We start from the raw sequence: 14,695 nt of genomic DNA, 5'->3' as shown, positions 1-14,695 counted from the left end.
TCTTGCCGCAGTGCCTATATGGGCTGATATGAAACAGGTTTTATTGTTGATATTCATGCTGTTTCCGGCCCTTGCCCGCGCCGATTGCGTGGTGCTGGTGCACGGGCTGGCACGTTCGGACGCCTCGCTTCTGGTGATGGAAGAGGCACTGGCCTATTCCGGTTATCAAGTGGTGAATGTGTCCTACCCCTCGACCCGCGAACCGCTGGAGAAGCTGGTGCTGCATGGGTTGCCCGAGGCGGTGGCAAGCTGTGGCGACCAAAAGGTGCATTTTTTCACCCATTCGATGGGGGGTATTCTGGTTCGCATGTATCTGGCCAACAACCGCACGGACCGGATTGGTCGGGTGGTGATGTTGGCGCCGCCCAATCAGGGCTCGGAACTGGTGGATATTCTGGGAGACTGGGAGCTGTTCCAGATGATCAATGGTCCTGCCGGAATGGAACTGGGCACGGACAAGGATGCGGTTCCGAACCGGCTGGGCGCGGCGGGGGTGGAACTGGGGATTATTGCTGGCAACCGGTCGCTGAACCCGATCTATTCAGCGATGATACCGGGGGCAGATGATGGCAAGGTTTCGGTGGCGGCGACCCGTCTGTCGGGTATGCGCGACCATATCGTTTTGCCGGTGACACACACGTTCATGATGAACAGCCCGCTGGTGATTGCGCAGGTGAAACTGTTTCTGGAAAAAGGTGCGTTTGATCGTAATCTGAGTTACACGGATGCGGTGCGGCTGAGTTTTCCGTAGCGCCAAAGAGTTATTAATGCCTGCGGCGCGGATATTTGGAAAAAGAAGAAGTCAGGACGTGGTGATCCGGTTGACGTGGCCCATTTTGCGGCCGGGTTTGGTTTCGGACTTGCCATAAAGGTGAATGGCGGCGTTGCCTTCTTTGGCAATTTCGGGCAGGCGGTCCATGTCGTTGCCAATCAGGTTTTCCATGGTCACATCGCAGTGGCGTTTGCCATCGCCCAGCGGCCAGCCCGCAATGGCGCGGATATGTTGTTCGAACTGGTCAACCGCGCAGCCCTGTTGCGTCCAGTGGCCGGAATTATGCACCCGCGGGGCGATTTCATTGACGATCAGCCCTAGTGGCGTGACGAACAGTTCCACCCCCATGACGCCGACGTAATCCAGCTCGTTCAGGATGCGCGCCGCCAGCAGGACTGCGTCGGTGGCCTGTGCATTGGTCAGGCGGGCGGGCACGGTGGTGGTGGCCAGAATGCCGTCTTTATGCACGTTTTCGCCCGGATCAAAGCAGGCAATGTCGCCTTGCCGGCCGCGGGCGGCGATAACGGAAACCTCGTGGGTGAAATCGACAAACCCTTCCAGCAGGGCAGGGGCGCCGGCCATGTCGCTGATGGCCTGTGGTGCATCCGCAGGTGACATGATCCGCGCCTGCCCCTTGCCGTCATAACCGAAGCGGCGGGTTTTCAGGATGGCGGGGGTGCCGGTTGTGGCCAACGCCGCTTGCAGGTCTTTCGCTGTATCGACCGGGGCAAAGGGGGCGGTGTTCAGGCCGAGGGAGCGCAGGAATTCCTTTTCCGTCAGCCGGTCCTGTGATGTGGCCAGCGCGCGGCGGTTCGGGTGGATCGGGCGCAGGGCCTCGAGCGTGTCCAGCGCCGCTGTCGGGATGTTTTCGAATTCATAGGTGATAACATCGACCGAATGGGCGAAGGTGGTAAGTGCCGCCAGATCGTCATAGGCCGCGGTGGTGACGCGGTCGGCAACGTGGCCTGCGGGCGGGTTGGCACCGGGTTCGAAAATATGGGTGATAAATCCAAGCCGCGCCGCCGCGACCGATAGCATCCGGCCCAGTTGACCGCCGCCAAGGATGCCGATGGTGGCGCCGGTGGGAAGGGGATCACTCATCTGTTGGCTCGTCCGCGATCGAGGCCGAAAGGGCCGCGCGCCATGCGTCAAGGCGGGTGGCAAGACCCGCGTCGTTCAGCGCAAGGATGCCGGCGGCCATAAGCCCCGCGTTGGCGGCACCGGCGGCACCGATCGCCATGGTGGCGACGGGAAAGCCCTTGGGCATTTGCACGATGGAATAGAGGCTGTCGACGCCGGACAGGGCGCGGGTCTGCACCGGCACGCCGATCACCGGAAGGCGGGTTTTGCTGGCCATCATGCCCGGCAGATGCGCCGCCCCGCCAGCACCGGCAATGATCACCTGCAAGCCACGGTCGGCGGCCGTTTTACCATAGTCCCACAGCCGGTCGGGGGTGCGGTGGGCCGATACGATCCTGGCCTCGTAATCCAGCCCCAGTTCGTCCAGAATTTCCGCGGCCGGTTTCATTGTCGGCCAATCCGACTGACTGCCCATGATTATGCCGATTTTCGCCTGTGCCATTGTGCATCCCCTGCTGAATGAGCGCGCACTATACCCGCCCGCGAATATTACGCAATGATGTCCGGTGTCAGCTCGTCCTCGATCCTTGCGATCTGGTCTTTCAGGCGCAATTTCCGGGCTTTCAGGCGGCGGATGGTCAGTTGATCGGTGCCGCGCAATTCGACGAGGGCTTGAATCGCTTCGTCCAGATCGCGGTGTTCCTGACGCAGCACTTCAAGCTCGACGCGCAGAACCTCTTCGTGGGACATTTCAACGGGGGGGGTCATGCGGGTGGATTTACCTGTGAGTCGGTTACTTAAGCGTTATGAATACCCGCTTTTTTGCATTGCGGGAAGGGTTTGATCCCTTGCAGGGGGCGGTATGACTGCCCATATTATACCCGTACGGGTTGCCGCATGTCGGGGCCTGAATGGAATGGTCGCTTGATAAAGGACAAATAGATGACGAAACTGACACTGACGACGCACCCCTTCCTGTTGGGATTTGACCAGTTGGAACGGCTGGTGGAACGCACCGCGAAATCGGGCAATGACGGCTATCCGCCGTATAATATCGAACAGACCTCGGAAAACAGTTACCGGATTACGCTGGCCGTTGCCGGCTTTGCCGAGGATGATCTGTCGATCACGGTCGAGGACCGGCAACTGGTGGTGCGCGGACGGCAAGGGGACGCGGAGGAGGAGCGCGTGTTCCTGCATCGCGGCATTGCGGCACGGCAGTTCCAGAAAAGTTTTGTTCTGGCCGAAGGGGTCGAGGTAGACAAGGCCGCGGTTGAAAACGGGCTGTTGCACATCGACCTGAAACGGACCGAACCGGACACGATTGTGCAGACCATTCCGATTAACAGGACATAAGGAGCGCGCGATGGATACTCCGTTTGACTTTGGAACCAAGGGCAACATTGTCTATATCAAATCGGTCGATGTTTCGGACCTGCCAAAAGAGGTGCGGGCCGAGGCGGGCGACATCAAGCAACTCTATGCCGTATGCACCGAAGATGGCGAGCAGCTTGCGCTTGTGCGCGACCGCAATATGGCATTTTTTCTGGCGCGGCAGAATGATCTGGCGCCTGTGACGGTTCACTAATGACATACACGTTCGATTGGGTGGATGCCTTTACCAGTCGCCCTTTTGGTGGCAACGCCTGTGTGGTGGTGCACGGGGCCGATGATCTGAGCCTTGAGCAGCGTTTGGCGCTGGTCAGGGAAACCTCGCTGTCGGAATGTGCCTATCTGGTCGGATCAATTGTGGCCGGTTTCGGGGTGCGTTACTATGTGGCGCATCAGGAAATCCTGATGGCGGGGCATCCGACGATTGCCACCGTTACCTCGCTGCTGGACCGTGGTCTGGTGCCGCTGGTGGACGGGCGGGCGGAATTCACGCTCGAGGTCGGGGCGGGGGTGTTGCCGATTACGGTTGCGGACGGGATGATCACCATGACCCAGCCCGCGCCGGTGTTCGGGCAGACCCATGATCCGGCAGAGATTGCAGCCCTTTACGGGCTGTCGGCAAAGGACATCATCGGTGTGCCGCAAACAGTATCTACCGGCACACCGTTTTGCATTGCCGTGTTGCGGGATAAGGCTGCGTTGCGCCGCGCCAGACTGGATCTGGACCGGCTGGAGGCCTATCATTCCGCGCGCGGATTGGGCGCTGACAAGGCAATGGAGCCGTTTCTGGTGGTGCGCGAGGGCGAGACAGAGGCGGGGGATACGTTTTCACGCCTGTTGCTGCCTCCACCGATGCCGCCCGAGGATGCCTTTACCGGATCGGCCACCGGCTGTATGGCTGCCTATCTGTGGCATTACGGGTTGATCGAAAGCCCGCGCTTTGTGGCCGAGCAGGGCCACTGGATGGGCCGCCCCGGATCGGCACAGGTCGAGGTGCTTGGCCCGCGCGAGGCTCCGGCCGGTGTCAGGGTCGGCGGTCAGGGCGTGGTTCTGATGCGCGGCGAATTGGCGCTGTAGCGGGCAAGCGGGTGGGAATTTTACGCCGTGCGATTATGTGCAGGGCAAGCAAGATACGGATCAGGAGATTGAAGAATGAGCAAAATGTTGAAATGCACCTGTCTGGAGTGCGGCGCTATCAGCCGTTTTCCGGCAGACAAGATCGGCGACAGACCGAAATGCGGCAAATGCGGCGCATGGCTGATCACCGGCAAGGTGGCCGAGATTGATCTGGCAACGCTGAACAAGGCGGCCAAGAATGATGATGTGCCGCTGGTGGTGGATTTCTGGGCGCCGTGGTGCGGGCCGTGCCGGATGATGGCGCCGCAGTTCCAGATGGCGGCGGAAAAGATGCAGCCGAACGTGCGCTTTGCCAAGATCAACACCGAGGAACACCCCAATGCCTCGCAACGCTACAACATCCGCGGCATTCCGACGATGGCACTGTTCAAGGGCGGGCGCGAAGTGGCGCGTCAGTCGGGCGCGATGCAGTCGCCGCAGATTCAGGCTTGGGTAAGCAGCAAGGCTTAAATGTCATCCCCGCGCAAGCGGGGACCGCCAAAAGCACACGACAAGTTTAGAGAGGTTCCCGCTTGCGCGGGGATTATAATCTTTAACCCGTTGACCATGCCCGTGGTTGTTTCATGCCGGCCATCTTGATGGCCTGGCCGGTATAGCCATAGGGAAACAGTTCATACAGAACCGCCTTGGCGCCGGCCTTGTTTACCCCGTTGCGTTTGGAAAGATATTTGAACACGAAACGCACGTCGGGCATGATGCCGTGCTCTTCTTCCCAGTCTCGGATGAATTTGATGATCTCGTGATGCAGCGGTGTCAGGGTGATGCCCTCTTGTTCGGCGCGGTATTCGGTGAATTCCGGTGTCCAGTCGTGTTGATCGGTCAGATAGCCGTTGCCGTCCACCTTGACCTTTTTGCCCGAGGGCAGGGTGAGTTCGGTAATCTTGTCCGGTAGGGTCCGCATCCTGTTTCCTTGCTCGCTTCTGTCGGGTGCGGGTCAGGATAGGGGACAGGGGGCGCGAGTCTTTGAGATAGATCAAGTTGCGACCAAAGGGGGCGAAGGCTTGCTGATTGCTTGAAATCGCCGTCCCGGCGGGTTTAATGGGCGCATGTATGATTTCCTCAGCTTTGAAACCTTTATCACGCCCCGCGTTCTGCTGGTCTGTTATTACCTTGGCGCGGTGGGGATCCCGCTGGCCGCTGTGCTGCTGGTGCGCAAACTGGCGGCTTTGTTTCCGGCCATTGGCGGGGCTGCGGATCAGGCCAAGGCGGCCATCCCGCGCAAATACCGGTGGCGGATCTATCTGGCGATGGCGGTGATGTTCCTGTGCATGGAAATCGTCTGGCGGATGATGTTCGAGGCGATGATCGGCTATTTCCAGATGCGCGATGCACTGGTGGGGATGACAGGGTAGAGGCACCTATTTTCCCCTCGGTTTTGCCCGCAATGTCGGATCGGTGCTGGTCGGGTCCTCGGGCCAGGGGTGTTTCGGGTAACGCGCACGCATGTCCTTGCGCACATCCGCATAGGAACTGGCCCAGAAACCGGGTATGTCCATGGTGGTTTGCACCGGCCTGCGGGCGGGCGACAGCAGGGTGACGCGCAGGGGTGTGTGGCCGACTTTGGGGTGGGTGGTGACACCGAACATTTCCTGCAATCGCAGCGAGATTTCGGGGGCCTCGCCGGAATAGTCAATCGGGATCCTGTTGCCCAGCGGAGTGGTGAAATGCGCCGGTGCCTCGCGGTCCAGCCGCTGCATCTGCTCCCATGTCAGGATGCTGCGCAGAGGTTCCAGCAGGTTCAGCCCTTTCAGATCATTGGCGGTTCTGATGCCGGTCAGGTAAGGCAGCAGCCAGTCGTCAATCGCCGCCATCAGCGCGTCATCGGTGAAATCCGGCATGTCGTCCACCAGCAGCACCCGCGCCTGAAACCGGCGGGCGGCGTCATTCCACGGCAGGCCCAGATCGCGCACCCCGCCCAGCATGGCGCGGGCCAGAACCTCGTCCGGCGCATCGCGCCAGATGCGGTCGGACAGCACTAGCGCGCCGAACACCTCTTGCTGGCGGGCCACCACGCGGCGGTCCCGTTTGCTCCATTCGCAATGGTCGCGCCATGTGATGCGCTCGCCATAAAGGCCGCGCAGGCCGGCTTCGGAGATTTCCACCGCCTGCCTTATGCGGGCCTCGCGCGCGTCGCCGTCCAGATCGGTGGCCACAAGCAGACGCGCGCCCGCCATCGGGTCGTCCGCGCGCATCATCGCGCCTTTGCCGCCGGACAGCACCCAGCGCGGCGTGTCCCCCTTGCGGCGCAGACCGATGCGGTCGGGATAGGCCAGCGCCGCCATTTCCCCCGGCGACAGGCGGCCCGCGGTTTTGCCACGGCGCAGGCGTTTTGCTTCGGCACGGATGCGCTGGATAGTTCCGGCATTGGCCGGATATGGCCGTTCTGCACTAAAACGCTTCAGATCAGTCAGCGCCTCGATCCGCAAAGCCAGATCAACCGGTGCCCCGCGCAACGGGTCACGTTCGGCCAGCAGAGCCGCCAGCAATGCTGCCTGATCCCCCGCCACGGCCACCATATGCGCCAGACGCGGATGCAGGGGCAGGGCGGCCAAAGCGCGGCCATGATCGGTGATCCGCCCGCCCGCGTCCAGCGCGCCCAGTTGCGTTAACAACGCTTTGGCCCCGGCATAGGCGCCGGGGTTGGGCGGGGTCAGCAGGGCCAGATCCTCGGTGCTGCCCGCGCCCCACAGCGCCAGTTCCAGCACCAGACCGGTCAGATCGGCCGCCTCGATTTCGGCGGGGGGGAAGGGGGCCATGCCGCCCTCTTCGCCCTTGGTCCACAGCCGGTAACACATCCCTTCGGCCACACGCCCCGCACGGCCACGGCGCTGGGTGGCTTCGGCTTTGGTCACCCGTTCGGTCACCAGCCGAGACATGCCCGAGGCCGGATCGAACCGCGCGCGCCGCGCCTGCCCGCAATCGACCACCACGCGGATACCGTCGATGGTCAGCGAGGTTTCGGCAATCGCGGTGGCCAGCACGATCTTGCGGCCCGATTTGGCGGGGGCGATTGCGGCGCGCTGGGCCTTGAAATCCATTGCGCCAAACAAGGGGTGGACGTGACATTCTGCGGGCAGGTCCGACAGCATCCCCGCCAGACGCCGGATTTCACCTTCGCCGGGCAGGAACACCAGAACGCTGCCCGTGGTTTCGGCAACGGCCTGTTTGACCAGCGTGGCGGCGGCTTCGGGCAGGCGTTGGCCTTTGGGCAGAGGGCGGTCCAGCCAGCGGGTTTCAACGGGGTAGGAACGCCCCTGCGAGGTGATCACCGGTGCGTCGTCCAGCAGGGCGGCGACGGGTTCGGCGTCCAGCGTGGCAGACATCACCAGTAGCAGCAGATCCTCGCGCAGGGCGCCGCGCACCTCCCATGTCAGGGCCAGCCCCAGATCGGCGTTCAGGGATCGTTCGTGGAATTCGTCAAAGATCACAGCGCCGATGCCGTCCAGTGACGGGTCTGACTGGATCATGCGGGTCAGGATGCCTTCGGTGACGACCTCGATGCGGGTGGTTCTGGACACCTTCGCCTCGCCCCGTATGCGATAGCCAACCGTCGCGCCGACCTTTTCACCTAATGTCTGTGCCATCCGTTCCGCCGCCGCGCGGGCGGCCAGTCGGCGGGGCTCCAGCATTAGGATACGGCCCTTGCACAGATCGGCCTCCAGCATCGCCAAAGGCACCCGCGTGGTTTTGCCGGCCCCCGGCGGCGCTTGCAAAACGGCGCGGCCATGATCGCGCAGGGCGGGGATCAGGGCAGGCAGGGCGTCTTCTATGGGCAGGCGGGTTATCATGGGGGTGTTATCGGGGATGAGGGCCGAAAATACCATATGCAAACCGGTTGAAGATTGCTGCAAGGCATAGCCCCATCCACTTGCACCTGTCATTTTTGCCTGCGGGCAGGTTTCCAGAGGCCCTGCAAACGCCCCGCCGGATCAAACGCTGATGGTGATATGTGGTGTTTGCGCCGCCCCTTCGACCGACCGTTCCGCTTGCGGCAGGACCTTCGGCAGTGCGAGCGCAATCGCCAGCAAAACCATCAGCCCGACCATTTTCAGCATATTCAAACGTGCCATATCGATGTTCCTTCTTTTCTATTCATGTGCCTTGGGCTTATGATGCGACCAACACGGCGGGCTAACCAATATCGGGCCGCTGTTATCGGATAACGGGCAGAAAAAGGGCAGCCGCCTATGGATATTTCAGACCTTGCAAGCCGCGTGATCAAAGGCGAGCGCCGCGCCCTGGCCCGTGCCATCACCCTGATCGAAAGTGCGCGCGACGATCACCGCGAACAGGCAGTCGAATTGCTCGAGGCGGTCAAGGGCGCAGGGCGGCAGGCCCTGCGCATCGGGTTGTCCGGCACGCCCGGTGTGGGCAAATCCACCTTTATCGAGGCCTTTGGCGTAATGCTGACAGGGCAGGGTAAACGGGTGGCGGTGCTGGCGGTTGATCCGTCCTCGACACGTTCCGGCGGCTCCATTCTGGGGGACAAAACCCGCATGGAACGCCTGTCACGCGATCCGAACGCCTTTATCCGCCCCTCGCCCAGCCAGACTGCGCTGGGAGGGGTGGCGCGGCGCACCCGCGAGGCGGTGATGCTGTGCGAGGCCGCCGGTTTCGACATCGTGCTGATCGAAACCGTTGGCGTGGGGCAGTCTGAAACCATGGTGGCCGATATGTCGGACCTGTTCATTCTGCTGCTGGCCCCTGCGGGCGGCGATGAATTGCAGGGTGTAAAACGCGGCATCATGGAAATTGCCGATATGATCCTGATCAACAAGGCCGACGGCGATCTGCTGCCCGCCGCCACCCGCACCTGTGCCGATTACGCCGGTGCCCTGCGTCTGCTACGCAAACGGGCGCAGGATCCTGACGGTTTTCCCAAGGCAATGCTGGTGTCGGCTCTGTCGGGCGACGGGTTGGAAACCGCGTGGGAGGAAATGCAGACCCTGACACAGTGGCGCAAGGAAAACGGCCACTGGGACGCCATGCGCGCCCGTCAGGCCCGCCACTGGTTCGAGGACGAGGTGCGGTTGGGGTTGCTTGCACAATTGAACAACGGGGCCGTGCGCGCGCGGCTGGAGCAGCTGGGGCAGGCTGTGGCCAAGGGCGAAATCACCGCCAGCAATGCCGCACGGGAATTGTTGCAGGGGTTGTAGAGGCTAGGGTCTGACCCTAGCGTGCGTCGCGCACATCCGCGACGATCCGCCGAACCGTATCGGCGTCCACGGCCAGTGCCTGCGTGGTTTTGATAAAGAACTCGTGCTCGGAATCCACGATCTGCCCGTCCGCCGCGATCACGGCAAACACAGCCTTTAGCACCAGTTCCTTTTCCACGGGGCCCAATCCGGCGCCAAAGGCCTTGAATTCATTGTCCGTGGGTTTTGCCGAGGCTTTCGAGATGATCAGACGAATGCGATCTTCATCCAGTTCTTCACCGATCATCTGTTTTGTGATCCCGGCAATTGTTGCCACCTCGCTGTCATCCAGTTCGCCATCCGAAATGGCGGCATGGCACATCGCATCTACGATCTGTGTCGCCACAGCCGCCATCTGCCCCATTTGGGATTTGCGGGCGGATTTGCGCCGCGCGCTGCCCACGGTCTTTGTCAGCAGGAACAGAATCACAAGGCCAACCAAAGCCAAGCCGCCAAACCCGCTGGCGATCTGGTTCAAGGTCATTTTGGGTTTTGCGGGCAAATCCGCCGGGATCAATCCGCTGTTTTGGGCATCTTTGAAATCGGCTTTTGAAATGTCATAATAAGTGTCGCCATCGCAACCGTTGGCCGCCAGAGCATAACCATGCGATTTCATCCAGAACCCGACATAGAACACATGATATTTGCTGGAATAATGGCACAGCGACAGGGGCTTGCCATCTGGGCCTTCGAGTCCGGTTTGCGCAACCAAATCAAGCGAATCCTGCGTGCCATAGACGATCGGTAACCCCCGCGCCTGCGCTGACGCAGGGAACCAGAACTGAAGGGCGAGGGCGAAAAGGGCTATTGCAATAAATCGCATGGAAAACTTTCTGATCAAATAGACGCTTGCCAAACCCTAAGTTGCAGGTGCGTGCGGGTCAACTGCGGGGATCATTTGCAGGCAAAAAACCACCCCCCCTTCCCAAAGTCGCCCAAATCAGATAGCGTCACCGGACAACCATGACGAGGATATGCCGATGATCTATTTCAGGACCCTACCGCGAGCGTAAACCGCCGGTCCTGTTGGGCTGGCCTTCGCCGCCCGATCATCCAAACCTGTTTTTCCTATATTTCAAGAGCCTCTGTCATGTTCCGTTTCTTTGAAAACCTTGTCGACCCCTTTGCACCGTTTGATGAAAAGACGCCGCCCAAGGCCTTGTGGCCCTATTTGCGCAGCCAATACGGCCCGTTCAGAAAGCTGATGATCTGGATGGCGCTGACCGGTGTGCTGGTGGCGATGGTCGAAACCGGGCTGATTTTCTATACCGGACGGGTGATCGATCTGATGAACGCCAGCGAGGCGCAAACATTCTGGTCCGCGCACGGGTTTGAACTGTTGTTTGCCGCCCTGTTCATCCTGTTCCTGCGCCCGCTTTCGATTGCCCTGAACCGGCTGTTTCTGGAACAGGCTTTTGCCGGAAACATGCAGGCACAGGTGATGTGGCGTTCGCACAAGCACCTGTTGGGGCAGTCGCTGGGGTTCTTCCAAAGCGACTTTGCCGGACGGCTGGCCAACCGTGTGATGCAATTGCGCGTCGCGGTCGAAGACCTGACCTATATGTTTTTCGAGGGCATCTGGTATGCGCTGACCTATGTGGCGGCGGCCCTGCTGATCCTGTCGCAAATGGATGTGCGGCTGGCGATGCCACTGGCGATCTGGGTGGTGGCCTATGGGCTTTATGTGCGCTCGGTGGCGCGCAAGGTGGCTTTGGCCAGCGAAAAACTGTCGGACACACGTTCGCTGGTGACCGGACGGATCGTAGACAGCTATTCCAACATCGAAAGCGTGAAACTGTTCGCCCACGGCGGGAACGAGGAAACCTATGCGCTGTCCGCGATCAAACGCTTCCGGATACGGTTTTTGCAATTCGTGCGTCTGATGACGAAAATGTCGTTCGGATTGAATATGCTGAACGGTGCGCTGATTGTCGGGGTTCTGGGCATGGCTGTCTGGCTGTGGACACGGGGCGAGGTATCGGTCGGGCAGGTCGCGGCGGCTTCGGCGTTAACGGTGCGGCTGAACGGGATGAGCGGCTGGATCATGTGGCTGACCATCCGCATGTTCGAACAGATGGGGGTGATCCGTGAAGGATTGCAATCTGTGGCCGTGCCGCATGACGTGGTGGATGCACCGGCAGCCCCTGCGCTGAAGGTCTCCGATGGCAGGATTGAATTTCGCGATGTCTCGCACCATTACGGCCGCGACAGTGGCGGGCTGGATCATGTGTCGCTGAACATCCCCCCCGCGCAAAAGGTAGGGCTGATCGGGCGCTCGGGCGCGGGGAAATCCAGCCTTGTGAACCTGTTGCTGCGGTTTCGCGATGTCGAGCAGGGGGAAATCCTGATCGACGGGCAGAATGTGGCCCATGTGACGCAGGACAGCCTGCGCGGGGCCATTGGTATGGTGACGCAGGATTCGTCGCTGTTGCACCGCTCGGTGCGCGACAACATCCTGTATGGTCGCCCCGACGCAAGCGAGGACCAGATGATCGCCGCCGCCAAACGGGCCGAGGCGCATGAGTTTATCCTTGACCTGTCCGACCCGCACGGGCGCACCGGCTATGACGCGCAGGTGGGCGAACGCGGGGTGAAACTGTCGGGCGGTCAGCGCCAGCGCATCGCCATCGCCCGCGTGATCCTGAAAAACGCGCCCGTTCTGGTGCTGGACGAGGCCACATCGGCGCTGGACAGCGAAGTCGAAGCGGCGATCCAGCAAACCCTTTACGGTGTGATGGAAGGCAAAACCGTGATCGCCATTGCGCACCGCCTATCAACCATCGCGCAGATGGACCGGATCATCGTGCTGGATCAGGGCCGCGTGGTCGAGGATGGCCCGCACGAGGCGTTATTGGCGAAAAACGGCATCTATGCCGGTCTGTGGCATCGTCAATCGGGTGGATTTCTGGGGCTGGATACATAATTCCCCGATCCGCGCGCGTGAATCACTTGACGCCCCCACCGATTGGGCCTAAACCGCGCAAACGGAATTCAGGGCACTGCTATGATTCACTCATGACGGTGCCCTATTGTATTATCGAGCCGCCCACCGCAAATGATTGTTCGGGCTGGCGCTGAGACAAGGAAGAAAACAATGGCACGTCGTTGCGAACTGACCGGTAAAGGCCCAATGTCTGGCAACAATGTCAGCCACGCGAAAAACAGAACCCGTCGCCGGTTTCTGCCCAACCTGAACGACGTGACACTGATGTCCGACGTTCTGGGTCGCTCTTTCAAACTGCGGATTTCGGCCGCTGCCCTGCGCACAGTCGACCACCGCGGCGGTCTGGACGCCTTCATGGCCAAAGCCAAAGACGTCGAGCTGTCGGACAAGGCGCTGAAGATCAAGAAAGACATCGCCGAGGCACAGGCCACGGCCTAAGCCATGATCGGTTTTGATGAATTGAAAAGGCCCTGCCGTTTGGCGGGGCTTTTTGTTTTGGGGTTTGTTGCCTATCTCAGCCCGCGTGTGAAATCGGGAACGAGGACAGCGCCCGACCCTGGGTGGGCACTTGCTAAGGATGAGAAAGGCAAATGCTGTGAAACCGGTCTGACGTTATAGCAGGGAGATAGGTTGCAAAAGCGCCCTCCTCTGGGGAGTGAAGATGGACCGTGGCCCCTGTGGGGCCGCGTAAGCCTGATGAGCGGGCGCTGTCCGGCTTTGCCGTCCAAGGTGGCGGTTTGTTTGCCACTGTGTTGAACGCCGCCAATGTTATCTCACGGCAACACCTTCCCCGGGTTCATAATTCCCAGCGGGTCCAGCGCCGTTTTGATCTGCCGCATCACCCCCAGCGCCGCCTTGTCCTTGCGCCGCGCCATGGACGGTTTCTTGGACAGGCCCACCCCGTGTTCCGCCGAAAAACTGCCGCCAAGGCCCTGCACCACGTCCTCGATTGTTTCGGTGATCCGGTCGGCCAGTTCCGGCGACTCCGAGGACGGCAGCACCGAATAATGGATATTGCCATCCCCCAGATGCGCCACGCAGATGTTGCGGGCGGATTTGTCCAGCCGTTGCAGGTGTGCGTCCATTTGCTCAAGGAAGGGCGCAACCTTGTCCAGTGCCACGCAAATGTCGCTGTCGATACGCGGGGTTTGTGACAGCACCACTTCGGCGGCGGCCTCGCGGCGGGTCCACATTCCGGCGCGTTGGGTGTCGTTTTGCGCCACCACCGCGTCCAGCACCAGCCCCTGTTCCATCATGTCAACCAACACCTGTTCCAGCAGGGCGGTCAGCGGGATTTCTCCGTTTTCATCCGGTGTCACGTCGCGCGGGGCGGTGGCGCCCAGTTCGATCAGGATGTTCACATCATGCGGGGTGTCAAACGGCGGGCGGGTTTCGGGGTGGCTGGCCTGATACATTTCAACGTAATTGCCGGGCATATATTCAAACGCCTCGACCGCGCCGCCGGATGCCATCTGTAGCCGGTTCAGCAGGGTCAGCGCCCCGGCCAGATTTGGCACAGCAACCATCGCGGTGGCATAGGCGGCGGGTTTGGGGAACAGTTTGAGGACGGCGGCGGTGATCACGCCCAGCGTCCCCTCGGCGCCGATGAACAGATCGCGCAGGTCATAGCCTGCGTTGTCCTTGTGCAGTTCGCTCATCAGGTTCATCACTTCGCCGCTGGGCAAAACCACCTCAAGCCCCAGACACAGTGCGCGCGTATTGCCATAGCGCAGCACGTTCGAGCCGCCCGCGTTGGTCGATAGCGCTCCGCCGATCATGGCCGAACCCCGCGCCCCGAACAGCAAGGGGAAGATCAGCCCGTGTTCGTCCACTGCGTCATGCAGGTTGGCGATGATCACGCCGGCCTCGACAATGGCGATGCGGGCCTCGGGGCGGATCTCGCGGATGGTGTTCAGACGCTCCAGCGACAACAGGATGCCGCCATCCGTATAGGTGCCGCCGACAAGGCCGGTGTTGCCGGAAATGGGCACCACGGGGGTTTTGGTTTCACTGGCCAATTGCATCACATCACTGACTTGATTGGTATCTGCGGGGCGCACCACGGCCAGCGGCTGGCCGGTGTATTTGCCCATCCAGTCACGGGCATAGCCCTGCATATCATCGCCGTGCAGCACATTGGCGGTGCCGGTGATTTTGGCCAGTCGGGTCAGCATG

General features: G+C 61.0%; 17 protein-coding genes. 9 read left to right on the top strand and 8 right to left on the bottom strand.

From position 1 onward, the window contains the following. Positions 1 to 28 precede the first annotated feature (28 nt). On the top strand, positions 29 to 751 hold the full coding sequence (locus tag BAR1_RS13170) for an esterase/lipase family protein (RefSeq protein WP_118943443.1): 723 nt from the start codon (positions 29 to 31) through the stop codon (positions 749 to 751). Between the two features lie 51 nt (positions 752 to 802). Here the strand turns inward: BAR1_RS13170 and BAR1_RS13165 are convergent, their stop codons facing one another. The 3 genes from BAR1_RS13165 to BAR1_RS13155 are packed head-to-tail and all read right to left on the bottom strand — an operon-like array spanning position 803 to position 2,620. Then, positions 803 to 1,873 carry a 5-(carboxyamino)imidazole ribonucleotide synthase gene (locus tag BAR1_RS13165; RefSeq protein ID WP_118943442.1) on the bottom strand — a complete coding sequence of 357 codons (1,071 nt, stop codon included), beginning with the start codon at positions 1,871 to 1,873 and terminating at the stop codon, positions 803 to 805. Further along, complete coding sequence (gene purE / locus BAR1_RS13160) at positions 1,866 to 2,354, bottom strand: 5-(carboxyamino)imidazole ribonucleotide mutase (protein ID WP_118943441.1); 489 nt, start codon at positions 2,352 to 2,354, stop codon at positions 1,866 to 1,868. The genes BAR1_RS13165 and purE overlap by 8 nt, the downstream gene beginning before the upstream one ends. A gap of 47 nt (positions 2,355 to 2,401) precedes the next feature. Continuing rightward, positions 2,402 to 2,620 carry a YdcH family protein gene (locus BAR1_RS13155; RefSeq protein ID WP_118943440.1) on the bottom strand — a complete coding sequence of 73 codons (219 nt, stop codon included), beginning with the start codon at positions 2,618 to 2,620 and terminating at the stop codon, positions 2,402 to 2,404. Between the two features lie 174 nt (positions 2,621 to 2,794). Between BAR1_RS13155 and BAR1_RS13150 the strand changes: the two genes are divergently transcribed. The 4 genes from BAR1_RS13150 (at position 2,795) to trxC (ending at position 4,831) form a co-directional block, all read left to right on the top strand. Then, on the top strand, positions 2,795 to 3,208 hold the full coding sequence (locus BAR1_RS13150; RefSeq protein WP_118943439.1) for an Hsp20 family protein: 414 nt from the start codon (positions 2,795 to 2,797) through the stop codon (positions 3,206 to 3,208). A 10-nt stretch (positions 3,209 to 3,218) separates the two neighbouring features. Then, positions 3,219 to 3,440 (top strand): DUF1150 family protein, encoded by a 222-nt coding sequence (locus tag BAR1_RS13145; protein WP_118943438.1) that lies wholly within the window; start codon positions 3,219 to 3,221, stop codon positions 3,438 to 3,440. After that, complete coding sequence (locus BAR1_RS13140) at positions 3,440 to 4,321, top strand: PhzF family phenazine biosynthesis protein (RefSeq protein WP_118943437.1); 882 nt, start codon at positions 3,440 to 3,442, stop codon at positions 4,319 to 4,321. Before BAR1_RS13145 ends, BAR1_RS13140 begins: the two co-directional genes overlap by 1 nt. A gap of 75 nt (positions 4,322 to 4,396) precedes the next feature. Then, complete coding sequence (gene trxC / locus BAR1_RS13135; protein ID WP_118943436.1) at positions 4,397 to 4,831, top strand: thioredoxin TrxC; 435 nt, start codon at positions 4,397 to 4,399, stop codon at positions 4,829 to 4,831. An 82-nt stretch (positions 4,832 to 4,913) separates the two neighbouring features. Here trxC and BAR1_RS13130 read toward each other — a convergent pair whose 3' ends face one another. Beyond that, positions 4,914 to 5,282, bottom strand: coding sequence for a TusE/DsrC/DsvC family sulfur relay protein (locus BAR1_RS13130; RefSeq protein ID WP_118943435.1), 369 nt, complete (start codon positions 5,280 to 5,282; stop codon positions 4,914 to 4,916). Between the two features lie 145 nt (positions 5,283 to 5,427). On the opposite strand from BAR1_RS13130, the gene BAR1_RS13125 reads away from it, so the two are divergent. Beyond that, a complete protein-coding gene (locus BAR1_RS13125; protein WP_118943434.1) occupies positions 5,428 to 5,733 on the top strand; it encodes a DUF4282 domain-containing protein in 306 nt (101 codons plus the stop codon). 6 nt (positions 5,734 to 5,739) lie between these two features. Here BAR1_RS13125 and hrpB read toward each other — a convergent pair whose 3' ends face one another. Next, complete coding sequence (gene hrpB, locus BAR1_RS13120; RefSeq protein ID WP_118944482.1) at positions 5,740 to 8,169, bottom strand: ATP-dependent helicase HrpB; 2,430 nt, start codon at positions 8,167 to 8,169, stop codon at positions 5,740 to 5,742. Positions 8,170 to 8,310: 141 nt separating this feature from the next. Further along, positions 8,311 to 8,451, bottom strand: a complete 141-nt coding sequence (locus BAR1_RS18040; RefSeq protein ID WP_162891786.1) for a hypothetical protein — start codon at positions 8,449 to 8,451, stop codon at positions 8,311 to 8,313. A gap of 117 nt (positions 8,452 to 8,568) precedes the next feature. On the opposite strand from BAR1_RS18040, the gene meaB reads away from it, so the two are divergent. Further along, entirely contained in the window at positions 8,569 to 9,537 is a 969-nt protein-coding gene (gene meaB, locus BAR1_RS13115) for a methylmalonyl Co-A mutase-associated GTPase MeaB (protein ID WP_118943433.1), read from the top strand. 16 nt (positions 9,538 to 9,553) lie between these two features. Here meaB and BAR1_RS13110 read toward each other — a convergent pair whose 3' ends face one another. Then, positions 9,554 to 10,399 carry a tellurite resistance TerB family protein gene (locus BAR1_RS13110; protein ID WP_118943432.1) on the bottom strand — a complete coding sequence of 282 codons (846 nt, stop codon included), beginning with the start codon at positions 10,397 to 10,399 and terminating at the stop codon, positions 9,554 to 9,556. A gap of 267 nt (positions 10,400 to 10,666) precedes the next feature. Here BAR1_RS13110 and BAR1_RS13105 point away from each other — a divergent pair, with 267 nt between their 5' ends. Beyond that, complete coding sequence (locus BAR1_RS13105) at positions 10,667 to 12,499, top strand: ABC transporter ATP-binding protein (protein WP_118943431.1); 1,833 nt, start codon at positions 10,667 to 10,669, stop codon at positions 12,497 to 12,499. A 171-nt stretch (positions 12,500 to 12,670) separates the two neighbouring features. Next, positions 12,671 to 12,958, top strand: a complete 288-nt coding sequence (gene rpmB, locus BAR1_RS13100) for a 50S ribosomal protein L28 (RefSeq protein WP_118943430.1) — start codon at positions 12,671 to 12,673, stop codon at positions 12,956 to 12,958. 335 nt (positions 12,959 to 13,293) lie between these two features. Here rpmB and BAR1_RS13095 read toward each other — a convergent pair whose 3' ends face one another. Beyond that, a complete protein-coding gene (locus BAR1_RS13095) occupies positions 13,294 to 14,694 on the bottom strand; it encodes an FAD-binding oxidoreductase (RefSeq protein ID WP_118943429.1) in 1,401 nt (466 codons plus the stop codon). Between the last annotated feature and the right edge of the window lies 1 nt (position 14,695).

This window comes from Profundibacter amoris, assembly GCF_003544895.1.
Taxonomy (GTDB): Bacteria; Pseudomonadota; Alphaproteobacteria; order Rhodobacterales; family Rhodobacteraceae; genus Profundibacter; species Profundibacter amoris.
This window is presented reverse-complemented; position numbering and strand designations above follow the sequence as displayed.

Excerpts from the sequence above, each read along its gene's own strand:
- BAR1_RS13095 (WP_118943429.1), bottom strand. The coding sequence starts at position 14,694 with ATGCTGACCCGACTGGCCAAAATCACCGGCACCGCCAATGTGCTGCAC.
- hrpB (WP_118944482.1), bottom strand. The coding sequence starts at position 8,169 with ATGATAACCCGCCTGCCCATAGAAGACGCCCTGCCTGCCCTGATCCCC.
- BAR1_RS13145 (WP_118943438.1), top strand. The coding sequence starts at position 3,219 with ATGGATACTCCGTTTGACTTTGGAACCAAGGGCAACATTGTCTATATC.
- rpmB (WP_118943430.1), top strand. The coding sequence starts at position 12,671 with ATGGCACGTCGTTGCGAACTGACCGGTAAAGGCCCAATGTCTGGCAAC.
- BAR1_RS13165 (WP_118943442.1), bottom strand. The coding sequence starts at position 1,873 with ATGAGTGATCCCCTTCCCACCGGCGCCACCATCGGCATCCTTGGCGGC.
- trxC (WP_118943436.1), top strand. The coding sequence starts at position 4,397 with ATGAGCAAAATGTTGAAATGCACCTGTCTGGAGTGCGGCGCTATCAGC.
- BAR1_RS13105 (WP_118943431.1), top strand. The coding sequence starts at position 10,667 with ATGTTCCGTTTCTTTGAAAACCTTGTCGACCCCTTTGCACCGTTTGAT.
- BAR1_RS13155 (WP_118943440.1), bottom strand. The coding sequence starts at position 2,620 with ATGACCCCCCCCGTTGAAATGTCCCACGAAGAGGTTCTGCGCGTCGAG.
- BAR1_RS13130 (WP_118943435.1), bottom strand. The coding sequence starts at position 5,282 with ATGCGGACCCTACCGGACAAGATTACCGAACTCACCCTGCCCTCGGGC.
- BAR1_RS13140 (WP_118943437.1), top strand. The coding sequence starts at position 3,440 with ATGACATACACGTTCGATTGGGTGGATGCCTTTACCAGTCGCCCTTTT.
- BAR1_RS13110 (WP_118943432.1), bottom strand. The coding sequence starts at position 10,399 with ATGCGATTTATTGCAATAGCCCTTTTCGCCCTCGCCCTTCAGTTCTGG.
- BAR1_RS18040 (WP_162891786.1), bottom strand. The coding sequence starts at position 8,451 with ATGGCACGTTTGAATATGCTGAAAATGGTCGGGCTGATGGTTTTGCTG.
- BAR1_RS13170 (WP_118943443.1), top strand. The coding sequence starts at position 29 with ATGAAACAGGTTTTATTGTTGATATTCATGCTGTTTCCGGCCCTTGCC.
- meaB (WP_118943433.1), top strand. The coding sequence starts at position 8,569 with ATGGATATTTCAGACCTTGCAAGCCGCGTGATCAAAGGCGAGCGCCGC.
- purE (WP_118943441.1), bottom strand. The coding sequence starts at position 2,354 with ATGGCACAGGCGAAAATCGGCATAATCATGGGCAGTCAGTCGGATTGG.
- BAR1_RS13150 (WP_118943439.1), top strand. The coding sequence starts at position 2,795 with ATGACGAAACTGACACTGACGACGCACCCCTTCCTGTTGGGATTTGAC.
- BAR1_RS13125 (WP_118943434.1), top strand. The coding sequence starts at position 5,428 with ATGTATGATTTCCTCAGCTTTGAAACCTTTATCACGCCCCGCGTTCTG.